The organism is Alicyclobacillus hesperidum subsp. aegles (assembly GCF_027923525.1).
GTDB lineage: Bacteria > Bacillota > Bacilli > Alicyclobacillales > Alicyclobacillaceae > Alicyclobacillus > Alicyclobacillus aegles.
The window spans coordinates 59,110-71,795 of the sequence record NZ_BSBJ01000070.1 but is presented as its reverse complement, the minus strand read 5'-3'; the positions used below and the strand labels follow the sequence as shown (position 1 = coordinate 71,795).

General features: G+C 55.0%; 15 protein-coding genes, 1 tRNA gene and 1 other RNA gene. 15 read left to right on the top strand and 2 right to left on the bottom strand.

Going from position 1 to position 12,686, the window contains the following annotated elements:
- Positions 1–45 precede the first annotated feature (45 nt).
- Positions 46–870, bottom strand: coding sequence for a YheC/YheD family protein (locus tag QMF38_RS12750; protein ID WP_281759648.1), 825 nt, complete (start codon positions 868–870; stop codon positions 46–48).
- 68 nt (positions 871–938) lie between these two features.
- Here QMF38_RS12750 and QMF38_RS12745 point away from each other — a divergent pair, with 68 nt between their 5' ends.
- The 10 genes from QMF38_RS12745 to QMF38_RS12700 all read left to right on the top strand — a co-directional run bounded on the left by QMF38_RS12745 (position 939) and on the right by QMF38_RS12700 (position 6,996).
- On the top strand, positions 939–1,235 hold the full coding sequence (locus tag QMF38_RS12745) for a late competence development ComFB family protein (RefSeq protein ID WP_281759647.1): 297 nt from the start codon (positions 939–941) through the stop codon (positions 1,233–1,235).
- A gap of 2 nt (positions 1,236–1,237) precedes the next feature.
- Complete coding sequence (gene tadA / locus QMF38_RS12740) at positions 1,238–1,699, top strand: tRNA adenosine(34) deaminase TadA (RefSeq protein ID WP_281759723.1); 462 nt, start codon at positions 1,238–1,240, stop codon at positions 1,697–1,699.
- A gap of 20 nt (positions 1,700–1,719) precedes the next feature.
- Positions 1,720–1,809 (top strand) — tRNA-Ser (locus tag QMF38_RS12735).
- Positions 1,810–1,815: 6 nt separating this feature from the next.
- Positions 1,816–2,037, top strand: an RNA gene (gene ffs / locus QMF38_RS12730) — signal recognition particle sRNA large type.
- 146 nt (positions 2,038–2,183) lie between these two features.
- The gene (locus tag QMF38_RS12725) at positions 2,184–3,287 is read left to right on the top strand and encodes a two-component system sensor histidine kinase NtrB (RefSeq protein ID WP_281759646.1); all 1,104 of its coding nucleotides are present in this window, start codon (positions 2,184–2,186) and stop codon (positions 3,285–3,287) included.
- Between the two features lie 57 nt (positions 3,288–3,344).
- The gene (gene dnaX, locus QMF38_RS12720) at positions 3,345–5,075 is read left to right on the top strand and encodes a DNA polymerase III subunit gamma/tau (protein ID WP_281759645.1); all 1,731 of its coding nucleotides are present in this window, start codon (positions 3,345–3,347) and stop codon (positions 5,073–5,075) included.
- Positions 5,072–5,383, top strand: a complete 312-nt coding sequence (locus tag QMF38_RS12715) for a YbaB/EbfC family nucleoid-associated protein (protein ID WP_281759644.1) — start codon at positions 5,072–5,074, stop codon at positions 5,381–5,383. Before dnaX ends, QMF38_RS12715 begins: the two co-directional genes overlap by 4 nt.
- A 1-nt stretch (position 5,384) precedes the next feature.
- Complete coding sequence (recR, locus tag QMF38_RS12710; RefSeq protein ID WP_281759643.1) at positions 5,385–5,984, top strand: recombination mediator RecR; 600 nt, start codon at positions 5,385–5,387, stop codon at positions 5,982–5,984.
- Between the two features lie 320 nt (positions 5,985–6,304).
- On the top strand, positions 6,305–6,673 hold the full coding sequence (locus QMF38_RS12705; RefSeq protein ID WP_281759642.1) for a YaaL family protein: 369 nt from the start codon (positions 6,305–6,307) through the stop codon (positions 6,671–6,673).
- A 53-nt stretch (positions 6,674–6,726) separates the two neighbouring features.
- Positions 6,727–6,996, top strand: coding sequence for a pro-sigmaK processing inhibitor BofA family protein (locus QMF38_RS12700; RefSeq protein ID WP_040288452.1), 270 nt, complete (start codon positions 6,727–6,729; stop codon positions 6,994–6,996).
- On the opposite strand, the gene QMF38_RS12695 is transcribed toward QMF38_RS12700, so the two are convergent.
- Positions 6,979–8,667, bottom strand: coding sequence for a putative polysaccharide biosynthesis protein (locus QMF38_RS12695; protein WP_281759641.1), 1,689 nt, complete (start codon positions 8,665–8,667; stop codon positions 6,979–6,981). The genes QMF38_RS12700 and QMF38_RS12695 overlap by 18 nt on opposite strands.
- A 127-nt stretch (positions 8,668–8,794) precedes the next feature.
- Here QMF38_RS12695 and ytaF point away from each other — a divergent pair, with 127 nt between their 5' ends.
- The 5 genes from ytaF (at position 8,795) to QMF38_RS12670 (ending at position 12,657) form a co-directional block, all read left to right on the top strand.
- Entirely contained in the window at positions 8,795–9,403 is a 609-nt protein-coding gene (gene ytaF / locus QMF38_RS12690) for a sporulation membrane protein YtaF (RefSeq protein ID WP_006445708.1), read from the top strand.
- A 98-nt stretch (positions 9,404–9,501) separates the two neighbouring features.
- A complete protein-coding gene (locus tag QMF38_RS12685) occupies positions 9,502–9,708 on the top strand; it encodes a sigma factor G inhibitor Gin (protein WP_058094705.1) in 207 nt (68 codons plus the stop codon).
- A 541-nt stretch (positions 9,709–10,249) separates the two neighbouring features.
- Entirely contained in the window at positions 10,250–11,671 is a 1,422-nt protein-coding gene (locus QMF38_RS12680) for an aminotransferase class I/II-fold pyridoxal phosphate-dependent enzyme (protein ID WP_281759640.1), read from the top strand.
- On the top strand, positions 11,664–12,314 hold the full coding sequence (gene tmk, locus QMF38_RS12675) for a dTMP kinase (protein ID WP_281759639.1): 651 nt from the start codon (positions 11,664–11,666) through the stop codon (positions 12,312–12,314). Before QMF38_RS12680 ends, tmk begins: the two co-directional genes overlap by 8 nt.
- 13 nt (positions 12,315–12,327) lie before the next feature.
- Positions 12,328–12,657, top strand: a complete 330-nt coding sequence (locus tag QMF38_RS12670; RefSeq protein ID WP_006445704.1) for a cyclic-di-AMP receptor — start codon at positions 12,328–12,330, stop codon at positions 12,655–12,657.
- Positions 12,658–12,686 lie beyond the last annotated feature (29 nt).

The following is a 12,686-nucleotide window of genomic DNA, read 5'->3' as shown; positions in this document are numbered from 1 at the left end:
AAATCCCCATACCTTATGCGTGAACTGGGCGAATGGTGCCCAGTGTTAACGATGATGTCGCTCCACGTCGCGTAAGAGCTGACGGAACCAGCGCTCCTCGCGGCGCTTTGCGCGATGTTCGATCTCGTCGTAGATTCGTCGATTTGGCAGGTGCAGAAACAGCTCATGGCTCGGCTTGCCAAGGCGGTCGTTTGTGTTAACCTCGAACAGCCAGATCCGTCCATGGCTATCGAGCCCAAAATCAATGCCCACTTCGTCGAACTCGGCATACGTGTCAAGGATGTGGCAGATAGCGAGGCTGATGCGCCGTAAGCGGCGCAACACACGTCCGGATAACTCGCGTTTTTGGTATACTTGTTGAAGCAGACGCTGTGTGGGCATCACTTCGCCGTGGCCCGTACCAATGTTTGAGACGATGCTGTTTTCGGCGCCAACCCGCGCCAAGTGGCCGGCTACCAGCCAAGCGTCGTCATCGTCCCGTTGACACAGGACGCGCACGTCAAATGGCCGACCAGACAGCGTCAGAACGGGCGCGGCTTGCTGGGCGATGGTTTGCTCTGGCAGGTACATGGTGAGCAGTGTTGATAGCACGTCGGCAGCGCGAGGGAATGTCAGTGCTGTACCGACGATAGGTTGTAACGTCCATGTGTCTGATGCAACCTTGGTGACACGCGAAATCAGATTTCCGCCCCATGTTTCGACCGGCTTGATGTACCAAGATGGGGCCTGTTCAAAATGGTGCGGCGTTGCTTGCGACAAAAGGCAGGTGGCTGGCAAGTACAGGCCTTTTGGCTGAGCATCTTGCATGGCAAGGTACATCTGCCATTTGTTTAAAAAATGCCGTTCTTCGTCTAACGTTGCCCGTGGCACGGGGTTCTCACCTCTCATTGGCCAGCGTATGCTGCCGTGCCGAACGATGACCTTGTGGGGGACTGTTCATGCCGATTGTCAATGTCACTGAGCAACTGGCGACGCAACTACTGCAGGATTCGGAAATCTATGACCTTCTCAAGTGCAAATGTGAACAGTGCATTAGCGATGTGCTTGCCATGGCGCTCAACCGATTGCCTGCAAGGTACGTGACAACAGATACTGGACGGGTGTTTGTCAACGCCAGTTACTATTTACATCCGCAATTGCAATCGGACATTGTGACAGAGTTGACGCGCTCCGCACTACAAGTGTCAAGCCACCCACATCACGCGCAACAGCCCAAGGTGGCTGATACCCCGTGACGATGAATGATCCGTTGCGCCATCAACATTGGATGCAAGAGGCCCTAGGGATGGCGAAAGTGGCGGCAGAACTCGGTGAGGTTCCAATTGGCGCCGTCGTCGTCTGTGACAATGTGGTTGTGGGCCGCGGTTTTAATCGCCGGGAAAGCTGGCGGGATGGTACGGCGCATGCAGAGGTGATTGCACTGCGCGAGGCAAGTCGGCGGCTAGGTGGTTGGCGCTTGACAGAATGTGATTTGTATGTGACACTAGAGCCCTGTCCCATGTGCGCGGGGGCTATTGTGCTGTCGCGCATTCGCCATGTGATTTATGGTGCAACGGACGCCAAAGGCGGCGCAATTGAGTCGAGGATTCGACTGTGTGAACCTGGGTTGTGGAATCACACACCAGAAATTACCTCTGGCGTTTTGCGGGACGAGTGTGCTAATATATTAAGGGATTTCTTCCGAGCCCTTCGCTCGTAGTATCCTACAATATCGACCGCGGAGAGATGTCTGAGTGGTCGAAAGAGCTCGCCTCGAAAGCGAGTAGCTCCGCAAGGGGCTCGTGGGTTCGAATCCCACTCTCTCCGCCATGTTTTTCGATGTCCGATGGGGCGAAGGTCTTATCGGACATTGCTATTTCACTGCAAAGACACTTGCTTAGGGCGCGGTTTTTGACCAAGCCCTGACCGGGTCCCATGCGGCGAAAACTCCTGAACCGTGTCAGGTCCTGACGGAAGCAGCACTAAGGGAGACCTTTCGGGCGACGTGGGAGTGCCTGGTCGGGGCTTGGTCAAAGGCCGCGCTTCGTGCGTCTTCGGTGTGTTTGAATTGCCAGCAAGCTTGCGTAAAGGTGGAAAGTGTCGGCTCGTGTCGAGCCAATGGAAGTTTTGTCGGGCGTGCAGGATTCTCGCTTTCGCGTGCGAATAATCCCAGGACAACACTGCACATAGGACAGGTGATTCTGGTGAAAACCCTGCGGAAGCCACACAACGTCCGTCGCCATTCAAAGCATGCGTTTGACGCCCAATTGCTCAATGCGGGGATCTTCTACCTCTCCAAAGAGCAGGAGCTGTCCGTCAAGAATGATATGGCGAGCGATCTTCTTGGTGTTCCTCGCGGTACCAACCAGGCATTTCTGCTGTCTGAAGCGTTTGACGTCAATTCGGAAGAGTATCAGTTCATGGTCCATGTCGTCGAAAGTGAATCCGAGTATCGAGACGCCATTGTCAAGTGGGAAGTCGGCGGTTTGGTGCGCCACGTTCTTGTCGATACGTTTCTCGACGAGGACGAAGACGGTGCAAGTGGCATGTACATTGTGATGAAGGACATGGGGAACTTTGCACTGCTGAATCAAAACACACAGCGGGCGGAGCGAATTGCGACCGTAGGGCGGCTTGCAGCCGGCATTGCACATGAAATTCGCAACCCGCTAACGACGGTCAAAGGTTTTCTGCAACTGCTTGAACAGCGCTTAAACAGCGGAATGATGGATGAAGAAATCCGCTATGTGCAGGTGATGATGGGGGAAATCGAGCGCGTCAATGCGCTTGTCACAGAGTTATTGTTATTGTCGAAGCCACACGATATGGAATGGTCGACCTTTGATCTCCATGATGTGTTGAGAGAAATCTTGCCGTGGGCCGAAGCCGCTGCCGACGGCGCAGGAATTCAAGCGGAGTGTCATATTGCGGACGGTGTCCTGTTGCAGGCGGATCGCAATATGATTCGGCAGTTGCTTTTGCATTTGGTGAAGAATGCAATTGAGGCGATGGATAAAGGCGGGAAATTACGCATCGAAGCCCGGGAGCTGGATGGCAGAGTCGAGATCGAAATAGCCGATACAGGACCCGGAATTCCCTATTATTTATTTGACCGCATATTTGATGTATTCTATACGACCAAGGAAAAAGGGACAGGGCTGGGGTTGGCCATTTGTCAGCGGATTGTTGCCGATCACGGTGGCCAAATCCGGGTATCATCGAAGGGGTTTGGCACTACATTCACGGTGTCGTTGCCACTTAAGCGCACGTCTTCGGTTCATCCTCTGGTTGCACGGCGCAGCTGCTGACGGATCGTGAAAATGGGCCCCCTTCTGTGATAGTGTAAAACCGAGAGGGGGCCTCGCATGTCGTACCAGGCTTTGTATCGCACCTGGAGGCCGCAATCGTTTGCGGATTTCATCGGCCAGCCGCACGTGCGGCAAACGTTGATGAATGCCTTGCAAAGTGGGAAAATTGCGCACGCGTATCTGTTCTGTGGACCGCGTGGAACAGGTAAGACGAGTGCGGCAAAACTGTTTGCCAAGGCCGTCAACTGCCTCGCGCCGCACGGGGTTGAGCCGTGCAATGAGTGTGCGGCTTGTGTCTCCATTACCCGTGGCAATAATGTCGACGTCGAAGAAATCGATGCGGCATCGAACCGCGGCGTGGATGAAATCCGCGAATTGCGTGACAAGGTTCACTACCTGCCCACAAGTGTTCGGAAAAAAGTGTACATTGTCGACGAAGTGCACATGTTGACGACCGAGGCATTCAATGCGTTACTCAAGACGCTGGAAGAGCCACCGGCACATGTGTTGTTTTTGCTGGCCACGACGGAGCCGCACAAGCTTCCCAATACGATTGTATCCCGTTGTCAGCGGTTCGACTTCCACCGCATCGCCACGGAGACCATCGTCGAGCGGTTACAGGAGGTTGTACGTCATCAAGGGTGGAGTGCACAGGAGAGTGCACTTTGGAAGCTAGCCGAAGCCGCGGATGGCGGTTTGCGTGATGCGCTCGGCCTCTTGGAACAGGCAGCGGCGTTTGGCCAAGGCGAGATCGGCGACGAGGTCGTGGCAAGCGTCGTCGGTGGTGTCGATACGGCAGCGCTCCTCGCACTGGTTTCCGATCTCGCCGCTACTCAACATCTCGATGCTCTGCGTCGCTTGGCCGCCTGGTATGCGGCAGGTAAGGATGCAACCCGCATTGTTCACGACTTGTTGCAAGTCCTGCGCGATTTGTTTATCGTCAAACTGTCGCCGACGGACGATGCACTTGGTGGGAAACCGATAGCGCCGTATCGAGCTGTGGCCGAAAGCAAGCGTGTGACGAGTGAATGGTTGCTTACAGCTGTGCACAAGCTGGGGGAACTGTACACTCAGTTGCGCTATCTCGACCAACCGAGACTTGCGCTGGAAGCGGCACTCCTTGGCATGGTCTTGCCAAGCGCGCCTACATTGGCTCAGCAACCGGCCGTGCAAATGGCGCCGCAAGTCGCATCGCAAGCGCCAGCAACACCACCTGTAGTGGAGACTTCCGCCTCTGGAAGTGCCGTGCCGACAGCTTCCGCACATGAGGCTGTCGCCTCGCCTGGGGGGCGGGGGCAGGCTCAGCGACCGCAGGCGGCTCGAGCGACACGGCGTGCAGCGGGGCCGGATCGGAAGCGGGAGACGTTGGCGCGTTTATACGCTGAACGCAGCGCCGACGTCGAGGCGATGGTTCGCGAGCGTTGGCCGGACGTGTTGCATAAAGTCAAGGCGGATCGCATACAGACACATGCTTGGCTGACGCATGGCGAAATTGCATTTGCGACAGAGCACGCCGTTGTCATGTCATTTGTGAGTCGGATCCACCGTGAAGCCGTCATGAAACCTGCCGACAGGCAGACGATTGAGGCAGCCTTTCAAGTGATTTTAGAGCGGGACATGCAGTTGTTTGCGTTGTTGAAGGCGGATTGGGACGAGTATTTGGCGTCATTGACGCAAGCGCCTGAGCCCCAATCAGAGACGGCCACGGAGCCGGATTTGGTTGGACTTGCCGTACAGCTGTTTGGGCCTGATAAAGTGATTGCGGAAGATGAGGGATCGACAGAATGAAAAATATGAACCAATTGATGCGGCAAGCGAAGAAGATGCAAGAGGAGCTTCTCAAAGCACAGGAGGCTTTGGGCGAGCAGATTGTCGAAGGTACGGCTGGTGGTGGCGCCGTGAAAATCTCCATGAACGGTCATAAGGAAGTTACTGGCGTTTCCATCCGTCCTGACGTGGTTTCGCCGGAGGATGTCGACATGCTGCAGGATCTTATTTTGGCGGCGTTCCAGGATGCATCCACGAAGGTGAATGAACTCACGGAACAAACGATGGGCAAGTACACAAAGGGAATGAATATCCCGGGGTTGTTCTAAGATGTGGGGATATCCGGAACCGCTGGCGCGGGTCATTGAGCAGTTTATGAAGCTTCCTGGCATCGGTCCGAAGACCGCAGCCAGACTGGCATTTCACGTGATGGCTATGGAGGAGACGGACGTGCTTGCGTTTGCCAAGGCGTTGCAAGACGTAAAAACGCAGCTCACGGAGTGCTCCATATGCTGCAACGTCACAGAGGCCTCTCCGTGTGCCATTTGCCAAGATCCGCGCCGCGACAAGCTTGTCATTTGCGTCGTCCAAGAGCCAAAGGATGTCATGGCCATGGAGAGAACGCACGAATATCATGGCACCTACCACGTATTGCATGGTGCCATCTCGCCAATGGAGGGCATCGGTCCGCAGGATATCCGCATCAAAGAGCTGGTTGTACGGGTCGGCGAAGGCGACATTGATGAAGTCATTTTGGCGACAAACCCGAATGTCGAGGGAGAGGCCACTGCGATGTACATCTCCCGCCTGCTGAAGCCGTTTCACGTCAAGATCACGCGTATCGCGCACGGCCTGCCAGTTGGCGGCGATTTGGAGTATGCGGACGAGGTTACGCTTGCCAAGGCGCTTGAGGGACGTCGAGCATTGTAAAGTAAGCGTGGGTCCATTTCACTAACCGCACGGGATTGTGCCGGGCTTGGCCTTCCTTTGCGGGCATGTAAATTCATGTGATCCTCAGCGAAGGCCCTGCGCCTGTGCCAAGGTGCGGGGCTCCCTTTGGCGGGGCTCCCGTTATGTTGGATTTGTCCGCCATGGCTGCATCCTGCTTTCTTCTCCTGAAAACAACGAGCCTTATGTCACATCCCATAGCCCCATTCTGATTCCTTCTCCAGATGACTGTCATCATTGAGTCATATTCGCCGTTTCTCCCGCCTATGATGTACTAACTTGGACAAGGGAGGGACTGGACCGTGACGCACTCGGAAACCAGACCAGTCGCTGCGGATGATGCCACGAGGCCATCCACGTTGCCCGTGGCAGCCAAAACACATCAAGCCCTGCACGCCGATCACGACGCCGTCCTCAGACACGACCTCGATATCGATCCTATCAACCCTGAGAAATTTCTGCGTGAAATTCTTAAGAGTCACCGTGAACTGGAAATTGCCCGCAGGCAGTTTGAATACGTCTCCGACCCGCTACTCATCGATCACATTGTATTCCGCATCGGCGCCGCCGAGCGCCAGTTAAACTACTTGTTTCGACTTGCGCGGGAACATGGGATTTCGTTTGATGGCCAGCAATGGGACTGGACGTCAGATGAATGGCGAATCGATTAGTGCATGAACATTTGGGTTGAGAAATCTGGCGTTGGCCTTTGGAGGTGTTAAGCGTGCATATTTCATCGGTATGGCTGTGGTGCGGGGCTGTTGTGCTTGGGATACTCATCGTCAGTCAGTTCTTTCAGCAACCGGGCAGGGCGGCGTGGCGTATTGTGCGCAACGTCGCCCTTGGCTGTTTGTTTGTCTTCGCTGTCGACTGGGTTGGCAGCTATCTTCACTTCCACGTGCCATTTAACCCAGTTACCGCATTGACAGCGGGAATACTCGGCGTACCTGGTGTTGCTGCGTTGGTTGCGATGAAGTTATGGATATTTGCGTGAGCGAATGGTGCCGCTGCGGCGCGGCTTGCGAAAGCGCCGTCCAAACCGCGCCAGGTACCGCCCTACGCCAGGCACGCTTCGCAACTCATCGTCGCCGAGCGCACCGGATCGGACAATGAGTATAAGATAGACGAGCACACCGGTTCCACCCGCTACCAGAAGTTGCACGATGGCGCCGATCCGCCAAGGTGCTACCGCCAACACTGTGGTATATGCCCAGTGTATCAACCAGTTGACCACAAACATAACGGCCGCCACGACGAGCGATGCCCGGAAAAAAGGCCGCATCAATCGCGTCACCGAAAAATACACCTGACTGTACTTTCGTACCGCGGCGATGTTCAGCAACGATGAGAAAAGATAGCCGATTGTGGTGGCAAGTGCAGCGCCAATCACCGAATGCGTGGTCAAGATGAGTACAAAATTGAGTGCTGTCTTGATGCCCACGCCGATGAACATATTGCGTACCGGCCGATACATTTTACCCAAGCCCTGCAAAATATACGTCGAGATGAGTTCCATACTGGCGAAGATGCTCATAAACGAAACCGTCGAAATAATGGCCGATCCGGCCGTTGTCCCAAACAGCGCTTCGTTAATCGGTCGGCTTAACACGAGCAATGCCGCAGACGTAGGGAAGCTCATGAGAAACATGCTACGTAACGTGAACACGATGCTGCTCTGTAGTTCCTGATGGCTGCGTCTTGCTCGGGCAGCCGATACAGCTGGCAACACAGAGACGCCGATGGCGTAGGCGAACGCCATCGGCAACATGACGAGATACATAGCTTGCCGCGTCAGAATGCCGTAATTCGCCACTGCTTGCAAATAACCTTGCCCAGTTGCCTGAAGCAAATTGGTAACCGTCCAAGAGTCTACGAGATTTGCAATGGGTACGACGAGGCCGCCAAGGCTGACGGGTAGCGCCAGTCGATACACCATCCGGAGAATTTGCCTATCGCGAAACGGGCTGTCCTCATAGCCAAAAGCGCGTTCCTTGCAACGCAGCTTCCAAGCAAAGCCGATCAGCAACAAAAGCCCGGCGACGCCCCCCACAAATCCGCCAAACGTGGCAGCCGCAGCGCCATCAACAGCGCGATCGCGGTGCCAGACGTCGACAACGAGATATGCCCCGACCACCATCGCGATGACGCGAAAAAGTTGTTCGAATGTCTGCGAGTACGCGGGTCCTTCTAACTTTTGAAATCCCTGCAGGTAGCCTCGTAGACCGCTCATCGCGGGAACGACGAGTAGCATCAACGATACCGCTCGAATCGATGGCACATTTTGCACGATGGACGCCTGTCCGCTTTTTAGCGAAATGACATGAGCGAACAAGGGTGCGCCAAACCACATGATGAGGAACGCGCAGACGCTAAAGACCAATAGTGATCTCATCGTCACGCGATAGATATGTTCCACAACCGGCCTTTCCCCGTTGGCGCGCCGTTCGCTGATCAGCTTCCCCATGGCCAGTGGGAAGCCAGCTGTCGCCAACTGCTGAAGAATATTGTAAATGGCGTACGCATTGCCGTAGATGCCGTTCCCAGTCTGACCAATGATGGCCGTTACCGGAATGATCCAGACAAGCCCTAACACTTTGGCCAGGGCTACACAAATCACATAGAGAGAGGCTCCGCGGGCGAGGCTGGACGTTCCCGGTCGACTCACCTCTCCACCTCCATTTCGATGAGATTATAGCACAGCCCGAAAATCGCCGTGGAAAGCCATCCTTCCGCGCAGAAACAAGGACTGGCCATACACATAAGGTGTCTGAGAAGACCGGGGGTGGCGACGTGTGACGACAGCAACCATATTGACCCTAGTAGGGCTTGGTATTGCGGCAAACTTGGATAATGCAGGCGTTGGTATTGCATATGGCGTACGGCGAATTCAGATTTCGACGATTGCAAACTTGCTTATTGCGGCCATAAGCGGCGTCGCGACACTTTTATCTGGTTGGGTGGGCAATACCGTGAGCCACTATATTCACCCACAGATTTCAAACTGGTTAGGTGCCATTGTCATTATGGCGGTAGGCCTTTGGGTTATCACAGAGCCCATCCGCAGTCGACGGAAACGGCGTCGCCGAAATGGCAGCGTGATCGGACGGATTCTCGACGATCCCGCGGCGGCCGACTTTGACAATTCGCAATCGATCAGCTTGACGGAGGCTTCTATTCTCGGCATTGCCCTTGCGTTAAACGCGTTTGCCGGTGGTTTTGACGCTGGTGTTACACATTTGAGTATCTGGGCGACGACAGCCTCCGTGACGGCGTTTTCCTTTATCCTGTTGGGCCTTGCCGCGTATCTGGGTCGCCGTTATGCAGCGCAGGCTCTGGGTGATAAGGCAACTTACATCGCGGGAGCCCTGCTGATTCTCATCGGCATTCACCAGGTGTGGTAGGTATGGGCAAGAGCAAAGTGAGACAAACTAGAACGAGGGACGCCAACAACGGTATGCAACAGTGGCATGTTGGTATAAGTTGAAGAAGGTGATGTGTGATGATGGATCCAGTGGAAAGTATGCAGCCGCCGCTGGCGGAATGCATCATCTGTCACAAGCCGAAGTTGTACGGCATACACATTTGCGGCCAAATGATTTGCTTGGATTGTGAGCGCGCGATTGTCCATGCTGATGTCGAGGACGAGACGTATGCGTACTACGTCGAGGAAATGAAGCGCATTTGGCTATCTGCGTTGTCACTTTAACATGTGGGGACGCAAAACGAAGTCGTTGAAAGCGCACGTCGGACGCGGTGGAGAAAGCTGACCTCCTCGTTTCGAGGTGCGTTTTTGTTTCAATATGTGCAGATATGTAGCCGATCATACGAGGCGATGGCCCTTTCGAGTTCGTTCCGCTGAGTCCAAGATCGCGGCTTCTTCATATGCTACTATATGGGCAGGAGCTTTACGTTAAGAGGGGAGAGATTCGGCGTGACGAAAATCATTTGGCCGCTGTGGGGCGTCATCTATGCCCTGGCGAGTGTTGTCGCGCTCGTCTCATTGGTTCGCAATGAGTGGAAGCGAAGAAAGAATTGATTGTACATAAGGGTCAGGGAGAACGGTGGTCCCCTGATTTTTCATTGGATAGCTTTCCTCGTTCGCTGTAAATCACCGTTCGTTATATTCAATTCTTGCAAAAACGTCTTCCTTACGTATATTCCGGTTTGCGTTTCACTTTGGCGCACGATGGTCCTTGCATGGCTATGCTATACCGTCGTGCGTTTACCTTGGAGAGGAGAACGAGTGTGTGCTGGATCACATTCGGGTGTCCGGCGATGGGTCGGGTCTAACGCCAATTCTCGATGCACTAGAGAAGCATGCGAAAGACGAACGAACGTCGCTTCATGTTCCCGGTCATCACAGTGGGCGCCTGTTTTACGAAGGTTTGTCCCCTTGGCTCGGCCAAGCGTTGCGCATCGATGTAACGGAACTGCCTGGATTGGACAACTTACACGCCACAGAGGGTTGCATTCTCGAATCCCAGCGGTTGACTGCCTCTTATTATGGCGCCGATGCCACGTACTATAGTGTCAACGGTGCGACGGCTTGTATCATGGCTGCGATTCGCGCGTGTGTGACGCCGAGCCGGAGACAGGTCATTCTGCTAGGCCCTTGTCATGTCAGTGTCTGGCGCGGTCTTGTGCATGCTGACGCCGAACCTATATGGGTGCCATCTCCATGGCGGCCGGACTTACAGGCTTTCGAGTGTCCACAGTCAAGTACGCTGCGGGCTGTCCTAAAGAAACATGCGCACGTTGCTTGTGTCGTGGTCACATCCCCGACGTATCAAGGTTTTGTGGCAGACGTCGCAGGCCTTGCCGCTGTTTGTCACGATGCCGATGTGCCACTCATTGTCGATGAAGCACACGGGGCGCATTTTGGGCTTCATCCACTGCTGCCACCGCACAGCGTCGTGCAAGGCGCGGACATTGTCATTCAGAGTCCGCACAAGACGCTGCCCTGTTTGACCCAAGCGGCGTGGGTGCATGTAGTAGGCGACGCGGCACGGCAACGTGCAGTTCGCGAAGCACTCAGTTTTTTACAAACGACAAGCCCTTCCTACTTGTTACTCGCTTCACTCGACGCAGCGCAAGCCTGGTTGCATATCGGTCGCGATATCGCGGAAGTAACGTTAACGACGCTAGCGAAGTTTCGAGAACAAGAGCCGGGCAGGGATCCCATGCGCTTTTGGATCCCCACGGGTCATCACGCCGCCAGCAGGCGACTGGCCGATGAACTGCATAGGCATGGGATGTTTCTTGAATTTGCCGATGCGACAGGGGCGCTTGCCATCTTCGGATTTGGCCAACACGAGCGCGAATTGGCACGTTTTTTTTCGGTCTATCGCGCATGGCAAGAATCTGAGGCATCGCCGCTCCGACGTTCACATACGGATAGTCTCGAGGCCTTGTACCAGCTTGGTAGTAGCGAGCATGTGCTTCGCCCGCGCCAAGTCGAAGAGGCGACAGGGCGGCTCGTGCCACTCGCAAAGGCGGCAGGGTGCGTCTGTAAGCGCGCGATCGCGCCCTATCCACCGGGCGTTCCGGCGATTTGGCCTGGGCAGTTGGTGAGCACAGAGGCCGTTAGAGTCCTGATGCGCCTTCGGGCCACAGGACAGACGCTTATAGGCATCGAACTTGGCGATCAGATTGAGGTGTGCGATGACTGACAGACGAGGAACATTCATCACGTTCGAAGGCATCGACGGGGCTGGGAAGACGACGCAAATCCAGCGACTGGCCACCTGGCTTCAAGAACAAGGGCTTCGCGTCGTCTGCACGCGGGAACCGGGCGGAACGCGCATTGGCGATGCAGTTCGGTCTGTGTTACTCAACCCCCGACACACGGAGATGGCGGCGCGGACTGAGGTGTTGCTCTATGCAGCTTCGCGCGCTCAGCTGGTTGACCAGATCATACGGCCGGCGCTTGAAGAAGGAGCCGTGGTGCTCTGTGATCGGTTTGTCGACGCTTCGATTGCTTACCAAGGGGCAGGGCTTGGTATCGGAGAAGAAGCAGTGCGTGCCGTGAATGCATTTGCATTGGGCAATCTGATGCCAGATTTAACCCTGTGGTTTGACATCGACTGGGCGCAAGCAAGGGAACGCCTTTTGGCTGCGCGTGGCCTTGGTAGTTTGGATCGAATCGAACAGAGGGGTGCGGACTTTTTTGATCGCGTAGCAAGCGCTTTTCGTGCGCTACAGATTGCGGAACCTGGGCGTATCCGACGGATTGACGCGCGTTTGGATGTAGAAGCGATTCAGCAGGAAATCAAGCGGGTTGTATGGAATCACATCAACAACGACTTGGAATAGGCGGGTGACCCCCATGAAGTTGATTATCGCAGTCGTACAGGACAAGGATAGTGCAAAACTGGCACAAAACTTGGTTAAGGAAAATATCAGGGCAACCAAACTGGCTTCGACAGGCGGATTTCTTCACGCGGGCAACACCACGTTCTTGATTGGTACCGAGGATCACATGGTGGATCGCGTCAAAAGCATTATTCAGCAATCGTGCAAGGCGCGGGAACAAGTCGTGGCTCCAATGTCGCCGATGGGCGCCAGCATGGAGTCGTATATTCCCTACCCGGTCAACGTTCAGGTTGGTGGCGCGACGGTCTTTGTCCTTGACATTGAACAATTTGATCAGTTTTGAACACGGCGCTAGCGGATGTAGGACGGAGG

Bases quoted from the DNA above. Each gene is read 5' to 3' on its own strand.
- QMF38_RS12745 (WP_281759647.1), top strand. From the start codon at position 939: ATGCCGATTGTCAATGTCACTGAGCAACTGGCGACGCAACTACTGCAG.
- tadA (WP_281759723.1), top strand. From the start codon at position 1,238: ATGAATGATCCGTTGCGCCATCAACATTGGATGCAAGAGGCCCTAGGG.
- dnaX (WP_281759645.1), top strand. From the start codon at position 3,345: ATGTCGTACCAGGCTTTGTATCGCACCTGGAGGCCGCAATCGTTTGCG.
- QMF38_RS12715 (WP_281759644.1), top strand. From the start codon at position 5,072: ATGAAAAATATGAACCAATTGATGCGGCAAGCGAAGAAGATGCAAGAG.
- recR (WP_281759643.1), top strand. From the start codon at position 5,385: ATGTGGGGATATCCGGAACCGCTGGCGCGGGTCATTGAGCAGTTTATG.
- QMF38_RS12685 (WP_058094705.1), top strand. From the start codon at position 9,502: ATGATGGATCCAGTGGAAAGTATGCAGCCGCCGCTGGCGGAATGCATC.
- tmk (WP_281759639.1), top strand. From the start codon at position 11,664: ATGACTGACAGACGAGGAACATTCATCACGTTCGAAGGCATCGACGGG.
- QMF38_RS12670 (WP_006445704.1), top strand. From the start codon at position 12,328: ATGAAGTTGATTATCGCAGTCGTACAGGACAAGGATAGTGCAAAACTG.